This window comes from Rhodococcus parequi, from assembly GCF_046042785.1.
In the GTDB taxonomy this organism is placed as follows: domain Bacteria; phylum Actinomycetota; class Actinomycetes; order Mycobacteriales; family Mycobacteriaceae; genus Prescottella; species Prescottella parequi.
On the sequence record NZ_JBDLNV010000007.1, the window covers coordinates 236,248 to 252,801 of the forward strand.

At 68.7% G+C, this 16,554-nt stretch carries 20 protein-coding genes; 9 read left to right on the forward strand and 11 right to left on the reverse strand.

All coding sequences use genetic code 11. The annotated features are described in order from the left end of the window. Positions 1-45 precede the first annotated feature (45 nt). The gene (locus ABEU20_RS20205; RefSeq protein ID WP_013415819.1) at positions 46-423 is read right to left on the reverse strand and encodes an OB-fold nucleic acid binding domain-containing protein; all 378 of its coding nucleotides are present in this window, start codon (positions 421-423) and stop codon (positions 46-48) included. A gap of 203 nt (positions 424-626) precedes the next feature. Between ABEU20_RS20205 and ABEU20_RS20210 the strand changes: the two genes are divergently transcribed. Beyond that, positions 627-1,331 carry an alpha/beta fold hydrolase gene (locus ABEU20_RS20210; protein WP_420166149.1) on the forward strand — a complete coding sequence of 235 codons (705 nt, stop codon included), beginning with the start codon at positions 627-629 and terminating at the stop codon, positions 1,329-1,331. 26 nt (positions 1,332-1,357) lie between these two features. Here the strand turns inward: ABEU20_RS20210 and ABEU20_RS20215 are convergent, their stop codons facing one another. The 3 genes from ABEU20_RS20215 to dut all read right to left on the reverse strand — a co-directional run bounded on the left by ABEU20_RS20215 (position 1,358) and on the right by dut (position 3,134). Beyond that, positions 1,358-1,663 carry a hypothetical protein gene (locus ABEU20_RS20215; RefSeq protein WP_420166150.1) on the reverse strand — a complete coding sequence of 102 codons (306 nt, stop codon included), beginning with the start codon at positions 1,661-1,663 and terminating at the stop codon, positions 1,358-1,360. Between the two features lie 101 nt (positions 1,664-1,764). Further along, entirely contained in the window at positions 1,765-2,589 is an 825-nt protein-coding gene (locus tag ABEU20_RS20220) for a DUF3710 domain-containing protein (RefSeq protein ID WP_420166151.1), read from the reverse strand. 2 nt (positions 2,590-2,591) lie between these two features. After that, complete coding sequence (dut, locus tag ABEU20_RS20225; RefSeq protein ID WP_420166152.1) at positions 2,592-3,134, reverse strand: dUTP diphosphatase; 543 nt, start codon at positions 3,132-3,134, stop codon at positions 2,592-2,594. An 18-nt stretch (positions 3,135-3,152) separates the two neighbouring features. Between dut and ABEU20_RS20230 the strand changes: the two genes are divergently transcribed. Further along, a complete protein-coding gene (locus ABEU20_RS20230; RefSeq protein WP_420166153.1) occupies positions 3,153-3,662 on the forward strand; it encodes a DUF3093 domain-containing protein in 510 nt (169 codons plus the stop codon). A gap of 36 nt (positions 3,663-3,698) precedes the next feature. Here the strand turns inward: ABEU20_RS20230 and ABEU20_RS20235 are convergent, their stop codons facing one another. Further along, the gene (locus ABEU20_RS20235; protein WP_420166154.1) at positions 3,699-4,001 is read right to left on the reverse strand and encodes a DUF4193 domain-containing protein; all 303 of its coding nucleotides are present in this window, start codon (positions 3,999-4,001) and stop codon (positions 3,699-3,701) included. A gap of 480 nt (positions 4,002-4,481) precedes the next feature. On the opposite strand from ABEU20_RS20235, the gene cei reads away from it, so the two are divergent. Continuing rightward, a complete protein-coding gene (cei, locus tag ABEU20_RS20240; RefSeq protein WP_420166155.1) occupies positions 4,482-5,162 on the forward strand; it encodes an envelope integrity protein Cei in 681 nt (226 codons plus the stop codon). A gap of 9 nt (positions 5,163-5,171) precedes the next feature. Here cei and ABEU20_RS20245 read toward each other — a convergent pair whose 3' ends face one another. Continuing rightward, the gene (locus ABEU20_RS20245; protein WP_420166156.1) at positions 5,172-6,095 is read right to left on the reverse strand and encodes an inositol monophosphatase family protein; all 924 of its coding nucleotides are present in this window, start codon (positions 6,093-6,095) and stop codon (positions 5,172-5,174) included. 123 nt (positions 6,096-6,218) lie between these two features. Between ABEU20_RS20245 and ppgK the strand changes: the two genes are divergently transcribed. Beyond that, a complete protein-coding gene (gene ppgK, locus ABEU20_RS20250) occupies positions 6,219-6,995 on the forward strand; it encodes a polyphosphate--glucose phosphotransferase (RefSeq protein ID WP_420166157.1) in 777 nt (258 codons plus the stop codon). A gap of 123 nt (positions 6,996-7,118) precedes the next feature. Next, the gene (locus ABEU20_RS20255) at positions 7,119-8,495 is read left to right on the forward strand and encodes an RNA polymerase sigma factor (RefSeq protein WP_420166158.1); all 1,377 of its coding nucleotides are present in this window, start codon (positions 7,119-7,121) and stop codon (positions 8,493-8,495) included. Positions 8,496-8,510: 15 nt separating this feature from the next. Here ABEU20_RS20255 and ABEU20_RS20260 read toward each other — a convergent pair whose 3' ends face one another. The 3 genes from ABEU20_RS20260 to ABEU20_RS20270 all read right to left on the reverse strand — a co-directional run bounded on the left by ABEU20_RS20260 (position 8,511) and on the right by ABEU20_RS20270 (position 10,667). Next, positions 8,511-9,716, reverse strand: a complete 1,206-nt coding sequence (locus tag ABEU20_RS20260) for a cation:proton antiporter (RefSeq protein WP_420166159.1) — start codon at positions 9,714-9,716, stop codon at positions 8,511-8,513. Positions 9,717-9,737: 21 nt separating this feature from the next. Then, positions 9,738-10,220 (reverse strand): cation:proton antiporter regulatory subunit, encoded by a 483-nt coding sequence (locus ABEU20_RS20265; RefSeq protein WP_225023116.1) that lies wholly within the window; start codon positions 10,218-10,220, stop codon positions 9,738-9,740. 78 nt (positions 10,221-10,298) lie between these two features. Next, positions 10,299-10,667, reverse strand: coding sequence for a DUF952 domain-containing protein (locus tag ABEU20_RS20270; RefSeq protein ID WP_420166160.1), 369 nt, complete (start codon positions 10,665-10,667; stop codon positions 10,299-10,301). Between the two features lie 246 nt (positions 10,668-10,913). Here ABEU20_RS20270 and ABEU20_RS20275 point away from each other — a divergent pair, with 246 nt between their 5' ends. After that, a complete protein-coding gene (locus tag ABEU20_RS20275; protein ID WP_420166161.1) occupies positions 10,914-11,117 on the forward strand; it encodes a DUF7455 domain-containing protein in 204 nt (67 codons plus the stop codon). Between the two features lie 96 nt (positions 11,118-11,213). On the opposite strand, the gene ABEU20_RS20280 is transcribed toward ABEU20_RS20275, so the two are convergent. Next, on the reverse strand, positions 11,214-12,950 hold the full coding sequence (locus ABEU20_RS20280; protein WP_420166162.1) for a DEAD/DEAH box helicase: 1,737 nt from the start codon (positions 12,948-12,950) through the stop codon (positions 11,214-11,216). 264 nt (positions 12,951-13,214) lie between these two features. On the opposite strand from ABEU20_RS20280, the gene ABEU20_RS20285 reads away from it, so the two are divergent. Next, entirely contained in the window at positions 13,215-14,324 is a 1,110-nt protein-coding gene (locus ABEU20_RS20285) for a YihY/virulence factor BrkB family protein (RefSeq protein ID WP_420166163.1), read from the forward strand. On the opposite strand, the gene ABEU20_RS20290 is transcribed toward ABEU20_RS20285, so the two are convergent. After that, complete coding sequence (locus tag ABEU20_RS20290) at positions 14,297-14,533, reverse strand: DUF3039 domain-containing protein (protein ID WP_420166164.1); 237 nt, start codon at positions 14,531-14,533, stop codon at positions 14,297-14,299. The genes ABEU20_RS20285 and ABEU20_RS20290 overlap by 28 nt on opposite strands. 59 nt (positions 14,534-14,592) lie before the next feature. Here ABEU20_RS20290 and ABEU20_RS20295 point away from each other — a divergent pair, with 59 nt between their 5' ends. Next, entirely contained in the window at positions 14,593-14,949 is a 357-nt protein-coding gene (locus ABEU20_RS20295; protein WP_420166165.1) for a DUF3099 domain-containing protein, read from the forward strand. A gap of 46 nt (positions 14,950-14,995) precedes the next feature. Then, positions 14,996-16,474: a DUF7782 domain-containing protein gene (locus ABEU20_RS20300; protein ID WP_420166166.1), complete on the forward strand. Its 1,479-nt coding sequence runs from the start codon at positions 14,996-14,998 to the stop codon at positions 16,472-16,474. Positions 16,475-16,554 lie beyond the last annotated feature (80 nt).

Genomic DNA, 16,554 nt, shown 5'->3' on the forward strand with positions numbered 1-16,554 from the left:
GAGCTGCCGTCGGCACGGAGAACGGCGCCCTGGACGGGACGTCCGTCAGGAATCGCCACGAAGCTCGTAGTACGGATTGAAGATCACCTTCTGACCGTCACGGTCGCCGACCCGGCCGCGAACCATGAGAGTTTTACCCGGCTCGATGCCGGGGATCCGGCGGCGTCCGATCCATACCAGCGTGACCGGATCGGTTCCGTCGAAGAACTCGGCGCGGACGCTGGCATTGGCCGACTTGGGACACGCCTCGACGCTGCGGAGCCTGCCGAACATGGTGACTTCCTCGCCCCTCGTGCAATCGCACGCGCGGGTGGCGCCGGATGCCTGGGCGGTCTCGACCATCTCCTCGGCGTCGAGCTGCTCGAGATCCTCGGTGAGTCGGCGAGTCAGCCTGCGAAAGTAGCCTGCCGCGGCGGGTGCCATAGCGCGCTCCTGGAGCAAATGGCGACGCATCCGAACGTCGCACGAAGGGGTTGTATCTGGGTATAACGCTTGTCTTGCAGGAATCCTGCCCGAGTCCCGTGAGAGTCCCGAGCGGGGTCCATGAGGGTCACTGTAACCCTAAAGTGACCCGACAACCACAGCGGTCCGGATCCCCCACGAACCGGACAGTGCAAGATCGAACCATGCAGTCGCAGTCATGGCCCTCGGTGGCCGTCGCCCTACCCGGAACCGGTTCCGATGCGAGCTTCGTCGATCGCGCGTTCCGGTCGGCATTGTCCCAGCTGGGAGTCGCAACGATCGCGGTCGAGCCCGATCCGAGGCGCGTGGTCGGCAGCTATCGCGATGCCATGGATCGCGCAGCCGCCGAGCACGGGACGATCGTGGTCGCGGGCGTGTCGATCGGCGCGGCCGTGGCCCTCGAATGGGCGTCGGATCACCCCGACCGCGTCCATGCCGTCCTCGCGGCGCTTCCGGCGTGGACCGGATCCCCCGTGGATGCGCCCGCGGCGGCCAGCGCCACCTTCACCGCGTCCCGGCTGCGCGCCGACGGACTCGATGCCGTCACCGCCGAGATGACGGCGTCGAGCCCGCCGTGGCTGGCGGACGAACTCAGCCGCTCGTGGCGGTCCCAGTGGCCCGATCTGCCCTCGGCACTGGAGGAGGCGGCGACCTACCGTGCACCCGATCTCGCCACCCTCGCGGCGCTTCGAGTGCCCGTGGGCATCGCCGCCGCCGTCGACGACGCCGTGCATCCCCTCACGGTCGCGAAGGAGTGGACCGCGGTCCTGCCGAGAGCAGCGATGTCCGAGTCGACGCTCGATGAGATCGGCGCAGACCCGGGTGTGCTCGGCCGGGCGGCGCTCGCCGCGCTCGATCGGGTTCTCTGACGTGCCCCGGGCCGGCGGCTCCCGGCTCAGGAGAAGATGCGACTGGTAGCGGTCGCGGTGGCGACGAGCGTGTCGTGCTCGTCCCGGACGACGACATCGCAGTGCGTCGTGGACCCGGTGCGGTGGCGCACCAACGCACTCGCCGACAGCCGACGGCCGGTGGCCGCTGTGACGAACGTGAGGTCGTCTCGGCAGTCCAGCGCCAGATCGACCCGATCGACCTCCGCGTGCAGCGTGCGGAGACCCAGATGTCGGGCAACCGGGGAACTGACGATCACGCGGTCGATCCAGTGCTGCGCGGTAGCGCTCGGTGTAGCGGTGGCTGTGCTCACGGCCCTGTCCTCTCCGGCGGTGGTGATGCGACTGCCGTCGAGCCAACCGCGGGAGAGTTCGTGCCGTCGATTACCCGGGAGGTAATCGACGGCCGGCGCGCCTAGAGGCCGAGTTGCTGCATCGCGGAACCGGACTCCCCGCGGCGCGGGGGTTCGGAACCGTTCCCGGACTGCTGCTGGGCCTGCGGCTGCGCAGCGGTGCCCTGCGCGGCCGCCTGCTCCTGCGCCGCCTGCTGCTGTGCCGCGACCTGCTGGGCGTGAGCCGCCTGCAGCTGCTCGACAAGGACCTGGGGCAGCACCACGGGCAGCGGGGTACGCACCGGATGCGGATCGTTGCCACGCTTGATGACGGTGTTCAGCAGGACGGCGCGCGCGGTGGCGACGAGAGGACCGTCGCTCACGATCGCGCCGGCCGGACCCGCGACGACGCAGCGGACCATCCAACGCGGTCCGTCGACGCCGATGAATCGCAGATCGGCGTTGGGCGTCGAGGCCGCCACCTCCCGGCCCCACGGTCCGGATTCGATGCTGACCTCGGCATTGTCCGCACGCAACGACTCGGCCAGTTCCGACGCGACCTCGCGCCACTGGCCGGGAGACTTGGGCGCCGCGTAGGCGGACACCGTGATGCGGCCGTACTGAGTGACGAGGTGGACGTTCTGCGGAGCCCCCTCCGGTGACATCTCGACCTGCAACTGCGCGCCGTCGGGCATCGGGAGGAACACGGACCCCAGGTCGAGTCGGGTGTTCGCGGGCTCCTCGTCCTCGGCGAGTTCGGTGATGTCGAACGGACCACCGTCGAGGGCGCCGACCGGTGCATCGAGTTCGGGTTCCGCGTCGCCTTCCACGTCCTGGTCGACCGGAGTGGAGTCGACCGGGGCGGAATCCGCCTGCTCGGCTTCCTTCTTCTTGCGACGTCCGAACATGATCAGGCCCCTTCCCTCGGCTGCCGCGTCAACTCGTGCGGGCGACCTTCCGTACCGTCGACAGCTCGATCGGCATTGTGCGCGTCGAGGATCGCATGCCCACCGCTCGATCCGTAACCACTTGCTCCACGGACCGTTTCGTCGAGCGTGTCCACCTCGACGAAGTCGACGAGTTCCACCTTCTGGACCACGAGTTGCGCGATGCGGTCGCCGCGGCGAAGTTCGATCGGGGTCTCGAGGTCGTGGTTGATCAGGCAGACCTTGATCTCGCCGCGGTATCCGGCGTCGATCGTGCCGGGCGTGTTCACCACGGACAGGCCGCTCTTCGCCGCCAGGCCCGAACGGGGGTGGATCAGACCGACCGTGCCGATCGGGAGGGCGACCGCGATGCCCGTGCCGACCAGGACTCGGCGGCCCGGTTCGATCGTGACGTCGGTCGTGGTGCAGAGGTCGACGCCGGCGTCGCCCTCGTGGGCCCGCCTGGGCAGCGGGACACCGGAGTCAAGTCGCTTCAACGCGATGGCAGGAAGATCGCTCACGTGCACCGAGACTACTCTGAAGGCGTGCCCGAATCGTCTCAGCCCGCAGCTACCACGCCCGACACCCGAGCGCCGATCTACTCGGAGCGCCTGTGGGTGCCGTTGTGGTGGTGGCCTGCCGGATTGCTCATCGCCGGACTGCTCGCCGCCGAGATCCACATGGGGTCTCCCGGCATCCGCGCCTGGCTGCCGTACGTGCTTCTGTTCCCGTTCCCGGTGTGGGCGCTGCTCTGGGTGTCGCGCCTGCGGATCGAGGTGTTCGACGGGCCGGACGGCGAACTCCGGGTGGGCCGCGCGCACCTGCCGCTGTCGGTGATCTCCCGGACAGCGACCATCCCGCCGTCCGCGAAGAGTGCCGCGTTGGGCCGGCAGCTCGATCCGGCCGCGTTCGTCACCAATCGCTCCTGGGTCAAGCAGACCGTTCTGATCGTCCTCGACGATCCCGAGGATCCGACGCCGTACTGGCTTGTCAGCACGAGGCGGCCAGCCGAACTGCTGGCCGCCATCGGTAGCGGAACTTCGCCGAAGGCGTAGTCCCTCTTCCTTTGTGCGTGTCCGAAGGGACCGGCGTCAGGCCGCGCAGTCCATGCAGATCATGACGCCGTTCTCTTCAGTCGCGAGACGGCTGCGGTGGTGTACCAGGAAGCAGCTCGCACAGGTGAATTCATCGGCCTGCTTGGGCACCACCCGCACCGACAGTTCTTCGCCGGACAGATCTGCACCCGGGAGTTCGAAGGACTCCGCGGTATCCGTCTCGTCCACGTCGACGACCGCGGACTGCGCTTCGTTTCGTCGTGCCTTCAGTTCTTCGAGTGAATCCTCCGAGACCTCGTCGGTCTCCGAGCGCCTCGGTGCGTCGTAGTCGGTTGCCATTTCCTCTTCCCCTCGTCCTCGTGCGTACATCCCCGGTGCCCGGGCCGTCACCCCTCAACAGGTGTGACGATCCTTGGGAAACCGACGATCAGGCAGATACATTCCTGCGGCTGGAACAACGCCCCAGGACTTCCGGAAGTGCCCGAAACACCTTCCGGAAAACATGACCTGCGCCTCACTTTCGTCTTCCTCCGGACCCTCTCGAAATCGTGTGTTCTCACGACTGGGGCCGCCAGACAATAGCCGACGCATCGGGAAAAGTGGCAACCGAACCGGACACACCCGAAAACTGTCCGTCAATCGTCACCAACAACAGCTCGAGCCGAGACATTCCTGCACGCGGCATGTGCACGACGGTGACGGAGCAGGGATCTACAGTGATCAGGAGTTCGGTCGCCGTCGGCGGATCGTGGCCGGAACCACACCGTTTCCCTGCGGGCCGCCGCACCGCGTTCATCTACGGAGAGGTCGACAGACACCGTGGTTTCCCTGATCACCGAAGGCCGTTCGACCGACGATCAGGGCCGGCGGTTTCCCCGGCGCCGCCTGCTGCCCGCGATCGCCCTCCTCTCCGTGCTCGCACTCGTCGGCCTCACGGTGTGGGTCCGCATTCTCACGGAGCCCGAGGTGGTTGCGACCACCGTCGACTGCAATCCCCCGGTGAAGCCGAAGTCGGCGGACGCGCCGACGCCCCAACCCCTCGGCGAGAAGGTGGGACGCGGGACGCTGCTCGACGTTCCCCCGGCCGCCCTCTCCTCGACACAGGTGCGCGTGTTCAACGCGAGCGGCGAACGCGGACAGGCCGCGCACGTCGCAGCGCAACTGGGCGAGTACGGCTTCGCCAGCGCCCCCGATGTCCAGGCCGGCAACGATCCGGTCTACGTGGAACAGACGCTCCAGTGCTACGGCCAGATCCGGTTCGGTGAACAGGGACTGGCCGCCGCGAGCGCACTGTGGCTCGTGGCGCCGTGCGCCGAACTCATCCAGGACGGCCGGACCGACAGCACCGTCGACCTGGCGCTGGGCACGTACTCGAAGGACATCGCGCCCAGTGCCGACGCCGACGAGGTGCTCAAGTCCCTGAAGGACCCCATCGCCGGGGCCGAGCCCGCGCCGCTCGACAGCGGACTCCTCGACGCCGCCCGCACGGCCCGCTGCTGACGTACCGGATCACGGTATCGGCGCGTACGCCCCCACCGAGCGCATCAGAGCCTCGAGTTCGTCCGCGATACCCGGCGCCATCGCGACGACCACTTCACCGGAAGCGCCGCCGACCTCGGGGCCGGGCAGGTGGACCCGCGCGCCGGCCTCGCTGGCCACGAGCGCGCCGGCCGCCCAGTCCCACGGGTTGAGGCCGTGTTCGAAGTGGGCGTCGACGCGTCCGGACGCGACCATGCACAGATCCAGTGCGGCCGACCCCATCCGGCGGATGTCGCGCACGTGCGGAAGCAGTTCGCCGATCAACCGGCCCTGCGCGCGGCGACGCTCGGTGCCGTAGCCGAAGCCGGTGGCCAGGAGCACCGACGGGGTGTCGGTGACGGGGTTGCACGACAGCGTCCCCTCGACGACCCCGTCCGGCGCACTCGAGTCGACGAACCGGGCGCCCTCCCCCTTCGCCGCCGAGTACGTCACGCGCGCAGCGACGTCCACCACGGCGCCCGCGACGGAGACACCGTCGATCTGGGCGGCGACGGAGACCGAGTACGCCGGGATTCCGTAGAGGAAATTCACCGTCCCGTCGATCGGGTCCACGACCCAGCGCACACCCGCGGGGACGTCGCGGTCGCCGCCGCCTTCCTCGCCCAGCACGGCGTCGTGGGGGCGCAGTTCGGACAGGTGTGCCCGGATCAACTGCTCGGCCTCGGTGTCGACGACGGTGACCGGATCCGTGGGGGTGCTCTTCGCGCGCACCGACTGCCCGTCACTCCCGTGCACTCGTGCACCCATCACGCCGAAAACCTCGGGGCGACGCGTCCGCACGTGGTCTGCGGCGGCCTCGGCGACGGCGACGGCCACCCGGAGGAGGTCGACAGGGTCGGTCGAGGTCGGATCGGTATCGGTGGTCTCGGCAGACGGACTGTTCGCGCGGTGCATGGGTGTATAGCACCACAACCGCGAACCACCCCACCACCCTTCACCCCCGTTGTCTCACGGCCGGATGCTGCGGAAGCAACTACTGTTTCGACGCAGACGGTCATCCGACGGAGGGAGACGGTGGTGGGCGCACGTGGGTTCGGTGTCGACATCGGCGGCAGCGGCATCAAGGGGGCGCTCGTCGACCTCACGACGGGAGAACTCGTCGAGGAACGCATCAAGATCGAGACGCCGCGCCCGGCGACACCCGCCGCCGTCGCGGCCACGGTTGCGGAGATCGTCGCCCGGGCCGGCTGGAGTGGGCCCGTCGGTATCACCCTGCCGAGTGTCGTCACCTCCGGCATCGCCCGTACCGCCGCGAACATCGACCCGTCGTGGATCGGAACCGACGCGCGCGCCCTGTTCTCCGAGTCGCTGGGCGGCCGGGGCGTCACCGTCCTCAACGACGCCGACGCGGCCGGTGTGGCCGAGGACCGTTTCGGGGCCGGGAAGGACGTCGACGGCGTCGTCGTGTTGCTGACGTTCGGCACGGGGATCGGATCGGCGATCCTGCACCGCGGTGTCCTACTGCCGAACACCGAACTCGGCCACCTCGAGGTCGACGGCAAGGAAGCCGAACATCGAGCCGCGTCATCGGTGAAAGACGGGAAGGGGCTCTCGTACAAGGAGTGGGCCGTCGAGGTGACCCGCGTGCTGCGCCGCTACGAGGACCTGTTGTGGCCGGACCTGTTCATCGCGGGCGGCGGGATCAGCCGCAAGCACGACAAGTGGATTCCGCGGCTCGAGAACCGCACACCGGTCGTTCCCGCAGCTCTGCTCAACACTGCGGGCATCGTCGGTGCCGCGCTGGCCTCGGCCGACGCCCCGTCCGACGCGGTGGAAAACGGCATCGCTCCGTAACATTTTCCCAGCTGTCGTTACAATGGATGGTGGCCGACTGTGAGTCGGCGAAACCCGACAGACCTCTCCGCCGGAATTCCACTCTGGCGTGACGCCGCACGACACCGTCACGAAAGGGCGTACGTGGCAGCCACCGATACGCGTCAGACCGCAGATTCCACCCCCGAATCAGCGACCACTGCTCCCACTGCCGAGGCCACTACCGGTAGCGCGCCCGCCGCCAAGAAGGCTCCCGCGAAGAAGGCCGCCGCCAAGAAGGCGCCGGCGAAGAAGGCCGCCGCCAAGAAGGCTCCTGCGAAGAAGGCCGCCGCCAAGAAGACGGCCGCCAAGAAGACGACCAAGAAGGCGACCACGAAGGCCGCCAAGGGTGACGACATCGGCGATGAGGAAGACGTAGACATCGCCGATCTCGACGTCGCCGACGGCGAGCTCGTCGAGGAAGATGTCGAGGACGTCGTCGTCGAGGAAGACGAGGAGACCGAGGAGCCGTCCGAGAAGGACAAGGCGTCCGGCGACTTCGTCTGGGACGAGGAAGAGTCCGAGGCCCTCCGACAGGCCCGCAAGGATGCCGAGCTGACGGCCTCGGCCGACTCGGTGCGTGCGTACCTCAAGCAGATCGGCAAGGTCGCGCTCCTCAACGCGGAGGAGGAGGTCGAACTCGCCAAGCGCATCGAGGCCGGCCTGTTCGCGACGCACAAGATGGGCGAGATGGCGGAGAAGGGCGAGAAGCCCTCCCCCACCGATCGCCGCAACCTGAACTGGATCACCCGCGACGGCAACCGCGCGAAGAACCACCTGCTCGAGGCGAACCTGCGACTGGTCGTCTCGCTGGCCAAGCGCTACACGGGCCGCGGCATGGCGTTCCTGGACCTCATCCAGGAAGGCAACCTCGGTCTGATCCGCGCGGTCGAGAAGTTCGACTACACCAAGGGCTACAAGTTCTCCACGTACGCCACGTGGTGGATCCGTCAGGCGATCACCCGCGCGATGGCCGACCAGGCCCGCACGATCCGTATCCCCGTGCACATGGTCGAGGTCATCAACAAGCTCGGTCGCATCCAGCGTGAGCTGCTCCAGGACCTGGGCCGCGAGCCCACCCCCGAGGAGCTCGCGAAGGAAATGGACATCACGCCGGAGAAGGTGCTGGAGATCCAGCAGTACGCGCGTGAGCCCATCTCGCTCGACCAGACCATCGGCGACGAGGGCGACAGCCAGCTCGGCGACTTCATCGAGGACTCCGAGGCCGTCGTCGCGGTCGACGCGGTGAGCTTCACGCTGCTGCAGGATCAGCTGCAGTCGGTGCTCGAGACCCTCTCCGAGCGCGAGGCCGGCGTGGTGCGTCTGCGCTTCGGTCTCACCGACGGCCAGCCGCGGACTTTAGACGAAATCGGTCAGGTCTACGGCGTCACGCGCGAGCGTATCCGCCAGATCGAGTCGAAGACGATGTCGAAGCTGCGCCACCCGTCGCGGTCGCAGGTGCTGCGCGACTACCTCGACTAGAGGTCGGACGGCGCGTCAGCTGGTGAGGAAGGGGTCCTTCGGGGCCCCTTCCTCTTTCGGTCGGGGCGGCTGGAAGAGCCGGACGATCGGCTCGGCGATACGGGCCCCGACCGGCCCGACGACGGCCATCAGCAGCACGTAGGCCGTGGCGAGCGCCGCCAGCTCCCCCTCGACGGCGCCTGCCGACACGGCCAGGCCGGCGATGACGATCGAGAACTCGCCGCGCGCGATCAGCGCGGCTCCGGCGCGTGCCCGGCCCATCGTGCCGATGCCTTGGCGTCCGGCGGCCCACCATCCGGTGAGCACCTTGGTAGCGGTCGTGAGGACTGCCAGGCCGATCGCGGGCAGCAATACCGGCGGGATGGTCGTCGGGTCGGTGTTGAGTCCGAAGACGACGAAGAACATCGCCGCGAACAGGTCCCGCAGCGGCTCGAGGAGTCGCGTCGCGTTCCGAGCCGTGGATCCCGAGATCGCGATGCCGAGGAGGAACGCGCCGACCGCCGCAGACACCTGCAGTGACGACGCGAAGCCGGCGACGAGCAGCGCGGCGCCGAGCAGCTTCAGCAGGAACACCTCGCGGTCGGTGCTGTCCACGATGGCGGAGACGACGCTGCCGTAGCGCAGCGCGACGACGAGCACCACCGTGATGACCGCGAACGAGATCGCGACCGCCTGCAGCCCGCCGAGGAAGCTCACGCCCGCGAGCACCGCGGTGAGGATCGGCAGGTACACCGCCATCGCGAGATCCTCGAACACGAGAATCGAGAGGACCACCGGGGTTTCGCGGTTACCGAGCCGGCCGAGGTCGCCGAGTACCTTCGCGACGATGCCCGACGACGAGATGTACGTGACGCCACCGAGTGTCAGGGCCCCGACGGGACCCCAGCCGAGCATGAAGGCCAGCACGGCACCGGGCGCGGCGTTGAGGAGAAGATCGACGACACCGGCGAACCAGGACCGTCTGAGTCCGGTGACGAGTTCGGACGCCGTGTACTCCAGGCCCAGCAGCAACAGCAGCAGGACGACACCGATCTCACTCGCGAGATGGCTGAACTCGCCGATGTCGCCGAGTTGGATGAAGCCGCCCTGGCCGAAGCAGAGACCACCGATCAGATACAGCGGGATCGGTGACATGCCGATGCGTCCGGCCAGGCGGCCGAGCACGCCGAGTGCGAAGAAGACAGCGCCGAGTTCGACGAGTGCCAGTGCGGTGCCGGTCATCGCGCGTCGATCGTGCCGGGATCAGCCGTGCGCGAGGATCTTGGCGGCGTGGTCCAGGCCCTCCTGGGTACCGACCGCGACCAGGAGATCGCCCTCGGTGAAGGTGAAGTCCGGGTTCGGGGACGGCGCGACCTGCCCCGCGCGCATCACGGCGACGACGGAGACGCCGGTCCGGGTCCGCATCGCGGTCTCACCGAGGGTCCGGCCGTCCCACGGCGAATTCTCGCCGATCGGCAGCTGGCGGGTGCTGATGCCGGGCAGGTCGCGGTGCTCCTCCCGCAATTGCGCGACCAGTTGTGGCGCGCCCAGGAGGTTCGCCAGGACCGACGCCTCCTCCGACTCGAGCGGGATCGAGGCCATGCAGGCGTCCGGGTCGTCGAGCTTGGAGACGATCAGATCGGTGCGCCCGTCACGGTGGGTGACCACCCCGATGCGCCGCCCCGTGGCGAGTGCGAAGTCCTTGCGGACCCCGATACCGGGCAGCGGCGTCACTTCGACGTTCATGGATAAACGGTAGCGCTCCGCGCGGGCGGCGGACCACGAACCCTCCCGGCGAGCCCCCCCTTCCGTTTCGCGGCCCCGTCAGGCCACGGGCGGGAACACCCCGTCGGCACCGGGCCGGTAGTCGGTGACCTCGACCACGGCCGCGGCCGGCAGCGGCCCGTACAGGTGCGGGAAGCGCATCGACTCCGGATCCGACTGCACGCCCGGTTCCCATCTGACCTCGGCGCCGAGGCGCGCGGGATCGAGGTGCAGCAGCACGAGATCGGTCCGCCCCGCGAACAGGCGATTCGCGGGCAGGTGGACCTGCGACGACGTCGACAGGTGGACGAAGCCGTCGACCTCGAAACCGGGCGGGGTGCGATGGCCGACCCGGTCGAGGTGGTCCCACTCGGCCCGCGAACACAAGTGCAGCAGCACGGCATCGGGGTCGGATCCGGTGTTCGACATGTACTGTTCCTCTCGCCCGCGCCCCGTACATCCAGGACAATTCTCAGCTGTTAGCGAACAGCCCTATCGTCGCGGATCGCATCGTGCGAGTTCAGGGCGGGTGCTGTTACTGACGACACACCGGGAGCGAATCGGGAACAACCCGGTCAAGTCGAACGTCTGACAGAGTGGACCTACCGCGTCACCCCCGACGCGGCGGAAGACCCCAGGCGGTGGGTGCGAACCCACAGCCAGTTCGGAGGAGTCATGCCCGGAACACTGACCAGCCCCCCGTTGACCGCTGCCGACCGGTGCGACCGGTGCAGTGCAGGAGCCCGCGTGCGCGCCGTGCTCGCGAGTGGAGGAGAGCTTCTCTTCTGCCAGCATCACGCCAACGAGCATGCCGATCGTCTTCGTGAGATGAACGCCACCATCGTGAGCGATTCGGAATCATCCGCGGCCCCGATCTGACGCGTCAGCCCTCCGGGCGGACGCTCGTCCGTCTCCAGTTCCCGAAGCGGGCGACCACCACCGGTGGTCGCCCGCTTCGGCTATTCCGGAGCTCTGTCACCACTGCCGGAGCGTCGCGATCCGATCGGTGAGCTGTTCCACCGTCGCGATCGCCGTCGGCGGACCGCCGCATGCGCGACGCAACTCGCCGTGGATGATGCCGTGCGGCTTGCCGGTTCGGTGGTGGTGCATGGCCACGAGCGAGTTCAGTTCGCGGCGCAGATTGGCCAGCTGCCCGGCCGAGGCCACCCGCTCCGCAACCTGCGGCACCGGCGGCGGCACCGGGGCCTCGACGACGGCTGCGGGCTTGTCGATCTGGCTCTGCTGCCGTTGCCTGAGCAGCGCGCGCATCTGCTCGGCGTCGAGCAGACCGGGAAGGCCCAGGTAGTCGGCCTCCTCGTCGGAACCGGAGAAGGTGGCGGTCCCGAACGAGGAACCGTCGTAGATCACCTGGTCGAGTTCGGCGTCGGCGCCCAGCGACGTGAACGCCTTCTCCTCCTCGCCCAGCTCGTCCTTCTGCTTGTTCGCGTCCGCGAGCAGGTCGTCGTCGAGACCGTCCTTCTCCCGGTGCGGCTTGCCCAGGATGTGGTCGCGCTGCGCCTCGAGCTGGCTGGCGAGATCGAGCAGGACGGGAACGGACGGCAGGAACACACTGGCCGTCTCCCCCTTCACGCGCGAGCGCACGAAGCGGCCGATCGCCTGAGCGAAGAACAGGGGCGTCGAGGCGCTGGTGGCGTAGACGCCGACGGCGAGCCGCGGCACGTCGACGCCCTCGGACACCATGCGCACCGCGACCATCCACGGCTGAGTGCTCTTGGAGAACTCCGCGATCCGCTTCGACGCGGTGGGGTCGTCGGACAGGATTACCGCCGGCGCCTCGCCGGTGATCGCCTCGAGTTGCTTCGCGTAGGCCCGTGCGACCGTCTGGTCGGTCGCGATGACGAGCCCGCCGGCGTCGGGCATGCCGCCCGCGCGCAACTGGCCGAGCCGCGTGTTCGCGGCCGTCAGGACGGACGGGATCCAGTCGCCGGCAGGGTCGAGCGCCGTACGCCACGCACGCGCGGTCTGCTCGGCGTTGAGTGGCTCGCCGAGGCGGGCCGCGAACTCCTCGCCGGCGCTGTTGCGCCAGCGCGCCTCGCCCGAGTAGGCGAGGAAGACGACCGGACGGACGACGCCGTCCGCGAGTGCGTCGGAGTAGCCGTACGTGTGGTCTGCCTTCGAGCGCTGGTGGCCCTCGTTGTCCGGTTCATAGGTCACGAACGGGATCGGGCTGTCGTCACTGCGGAACGGCGTGCCGGTGAGGGCGAGTCGGCGTGTCGCGTCGCCGTAGGCGTCGCGGATCGCCTCGCCCCAGCTCTTGGCGTCGCCGCCGTGGTGGATCTCGTCGAGGATCACCAGGGTGCGGCGCGCCGCAGTGCGGGCGTGATGTTTGAACGGGTGCGACGCGACCTGTGCGTACGTCACGACGACGCCGTGGTAATCCGACGACGTCTGCCCGGTCGAGTTCGAGAAGTTCGAATCGAGGGCGATGCCGTTGCGCGCAGCGGACTCCGCCCACTGGTGCTTGAGATGCTCGGTCGGCGCGACGACGGTGATCTGGTCGACGGTCCGGTCCCGCAACAGTTCGGCGGCCACGCGCAGCGCGAAGGTCGTCTTGCCGGCGCCGGGCGTCGCGACCGCGAGGAAGTCCCGCGGCTTGGTGGCCAGGTACTTCGTGAGGGCGCGCCGCTGCCACGCTCGGAGGGAGCCGGTGGGAGCAGGTGCAGTTTCGACAGTTCCGGGGTCAGCGCTCACATCGCACCTTGCCACTGGCTTCGCACAGTTGTTCCCACTCCTTGCTTCGCTGACAGGGGTCACGGCTGCTGCCACGGCACGGTCTCGGAGCCCCGATCTCCGGCAACGACCCCCGAGGAGCCTAGCGCCCACCACCGACCGTTTCAGCATCAGCTCGGAGCGCCGACGGAAGCCCCAGGTGAACACCCGCTGGCAGGATCGTCGCGCGACACGGCCGCACCCCACCGAGCATCTCGGCGCGTCGTCAGGAATCCTGGAAGCATCATGAGTGAGACTCCGGCAGCGACGAAGCACCGACCGCTGAAGCGGTGCGCTCAGGTCGTCGGCCGGACCGCGAGCAAGGCGTGGAACGATTCGATCTTCGGCAAGTCCGCGACGGCTGCGTTCTGGCAGACCCTCTCGCTGCCGCCGCTCCTCCTCGGCCTGCTGGGCAGCCTCGGGTACGTCGGCGGCTGGTTCGGCCCCAACACCGTCGAGATCATCCAGTCGAAGATCATCACCTTCAGTCACAGCGCGTTCAGTGAGAACGTGGTGGACCAGATCATCGAGCCCACCGTCACCGACGTCCTGGGCCGCGGCCGCCCGGAGATCATCTCGGCAGGCTTCCTGCTGTCGCTGTGGGCGGGATCCTCCGCGATCTCCACGTTCGTCGACTCGATCGTCGAGGCGCACGGGCAGAAGGACGCACGCCATCCCGTGTGGCAACGGGTGTTCGCGCTCCTGCTCTACGTGGGATTCCTGATTCTCTCGGTCTTCACGCTCCCGCTGGTGGCGCTCGGACCCACGATGATCGGCCGGGCCCTGCCGGAGTCGTGGCACGCGTTCGGATCGGAGGTGGTGGACACCTTCTACTACCCCGCAGTCGGTCTACTCCTGATCATCGGCTTGACGACGCTGTACAAGGTTGCGCTGCCGAAGTCCCTGCCCTGGCATCGCCTGCTCGGCGGCGCCCTGCTGGCGGGCGTCTTCTTCATGGCGGCCAGCACCGTGCTCCGCCACTACCTGACCTGGGTGACGGGCACCGGCTACACGTACGGTGCGCTCGCGACGCCCATCGCGTTCCTGCTCTTCACATTCTTCCTGGGGTTCGCGGTCGTGCTGGGCGCCGAGTTCAACGCCACCATTCAGGAGTTCTGGCCCGCCCGGGCCACCCGCATGGAGCAGGTCCGCGACTGGATCGCCGCCCAGGCCGCGGTCGATGCGTCCGACGAGTCCGGCCCGGTGACCGCGATCACCCGACGGATCACGACCGGACCGATCCGCTTCTCGTCTGATCGGTCACAATCCGGCGACGCCGAATCGGTGGACGCGCCCGAGTGCGACGCATCCACCGACGAAACGCCGAATCAGTCGCCCTTGCGCAATCCGTCGTAGATCTTCTTGCACTCCGGGCACACGGGAGAGCCCGGCTTGGCGGACTTGGTGACCGGAAAGACCTCGCCACACAGTGCGACCACGTGCGTCCCCATGACCGCGCTCTCGGCGATCTTGTTCTTCTTCACATAGTGGAAGAACTTCGGGGCATCGTCATCGGTCGTCTCGTCGGTGGTGGTGTCGGGACGTTCCTTCGTCAATGTGCTCACGCCTCAATAATGCCGCAAGCGCATGTGCAATTGCCGCCCGAGAGTGCAACAGTGGAACCATGGCTAGAACATCGGGGTTCGGCGACTCCTCCGAGAGCGGCACACCCCGCCACCCGGCACTGATCACCGAGGCACAGCAGTCCATCGAGGATCAGCACCGGGCGCGCGTGAAGAAATACCTGACGATCATGTCGTTCCGGATTCCCGCGCTGATTCTCGCTGCCCTCGCGTACGGCGCGTTCGGCAACGCCTGGATCTCGGTCGGCATCATCGCGCTGTCGATTCCGCTGCCGTGGATCGCGGTCCTCATCGCGAACGACCGGCCGCCGCGCTCCAAGGACGAGCCCAGTCGGTACGACAACCGCAACACCGGCCGCGCCATCGAACCGCGGACGGACCGCACGATCGAGGGATGAGTCCGCGGCCGGCCGGTCGTGACCCGGCGGCTGCGACAATGCTCCCGTGACCCGTGATCTTCTGCTGTCCGTGTGCGCCCCACTCCGCGAGGCGCTCACGCGCGCCGCGTTCGACACCGACTCGATCCTCGATCTGCTCGGCCCCGAGGCCCACGCGGCCCTCGACAGGCACGAACCGGTGCCGGTACGTCGTGCGTGCGCGGGCGGCGGCGACCTCGGACTCCTGGTACGCCTGTTCCTGCTCGGTGACGACTGTGACGCCGATGCGGTGGCATCGGCGCTGAGCCCGCTCGACATCGACGACGCCGTGGCGGCAGGCCTGCTCTCTCGCGACGGCGACGTCGTGCGCGCCGAACTGGATCTGCGGCCGCTCGACCTCGGCACCGGCACTCGCTGGGTGCTGTCGGACCTCGACGGCTCGATGCGACCCCGCCCGACCGCCGACGACCACGTGATCGGTGTCGGCCACGCGTCGCTGTCGCTGCTCCAGGGCACCCCGACCCGGCCGGTCGGCACCGTGTTGGACGTCGGGACGGGATGCGGCATCCAGGCGCTGCGCGCGGCGGACTATGCGGGCGCCGTGACCGCGACCGACGTCAACGCGCGCGCCACCGACCTGACCGCGGCCACGGCCGCGCTCAACGGACTCGACTTCGAGATCCTCGAGGGTTCGTGGTTCGCGCCGGTCGCCGGCCGGACGTTCGACCAGATCGTCGCGAACCCGCCGTTCGTGGTCAGCGAAGCCCGGGTGGTCAACAGCTACCGCGACTCCGGGCTCGACCTCGACGGCGCGAGCGAACTGATGATCTCCGGAGCCACGGACCACCTCGCACCGGGCGGAACGGCCGCGATGCTCGCGTCGTGGCTGCACGTCGACGGGGAGGACTGGCGCCACCGGGTGGCGTCGTGGCTGCCGGCACACGGTGTCGACGCATGGATCGTCCAGCGCGACGTCGCCGATCCCGCCCTGTACGTGGGCACCTGGTTGCGCGACGGCGGCGGGGACCTGCGCGATCCCGCCGTGCAGGCCCGCGCCGCGGCATGGCTCGACCATCTCGCCGAGGCCGACGTCGAGGGCGTCGGATTCGGGTTCGTGTACCTGCGACGGACCGATGCGCCGTCGGACATCCTGTGCGAGGACCTGCGGCACGGCTTCACCGATCCGCTGGGCGACGAGGCGCTCGCCTACTTCGACCGTCTCGCGTGGCTGCGCGACCACGACGTGCTGGGGGCGCGGTTCGCGGTGCGGCCCGACACCGCGCTCGAGCGGGTGTTCCTGCCCGGCGACGACGGCTGGAAGCAGGTGGTCGCGCGGGTGCACCGCGGCAGCGGCCCGCAGTGGCAGCACGAGGTGGACGAATTGGCGGCGGCGCTGCTCGCGGGAATGCGCGGCGACGGGCTGGCGTTGGAAGAACTCATCACGCTGCTCGCCTTCGCGCACGACGAGGACGAGGAGTCACTCACCGCCACCGCGATCCCGCTGGTGCACTCGCTGGTGCGTCACGGGCTGATCGAACCCGCCTGACGCGTTCCCGAGCCCGCACGTTCTCAGGAACTTCTCAGGGGACCTACGCGATACCTGCAGGTCAAGGGCTGCGGCGACGG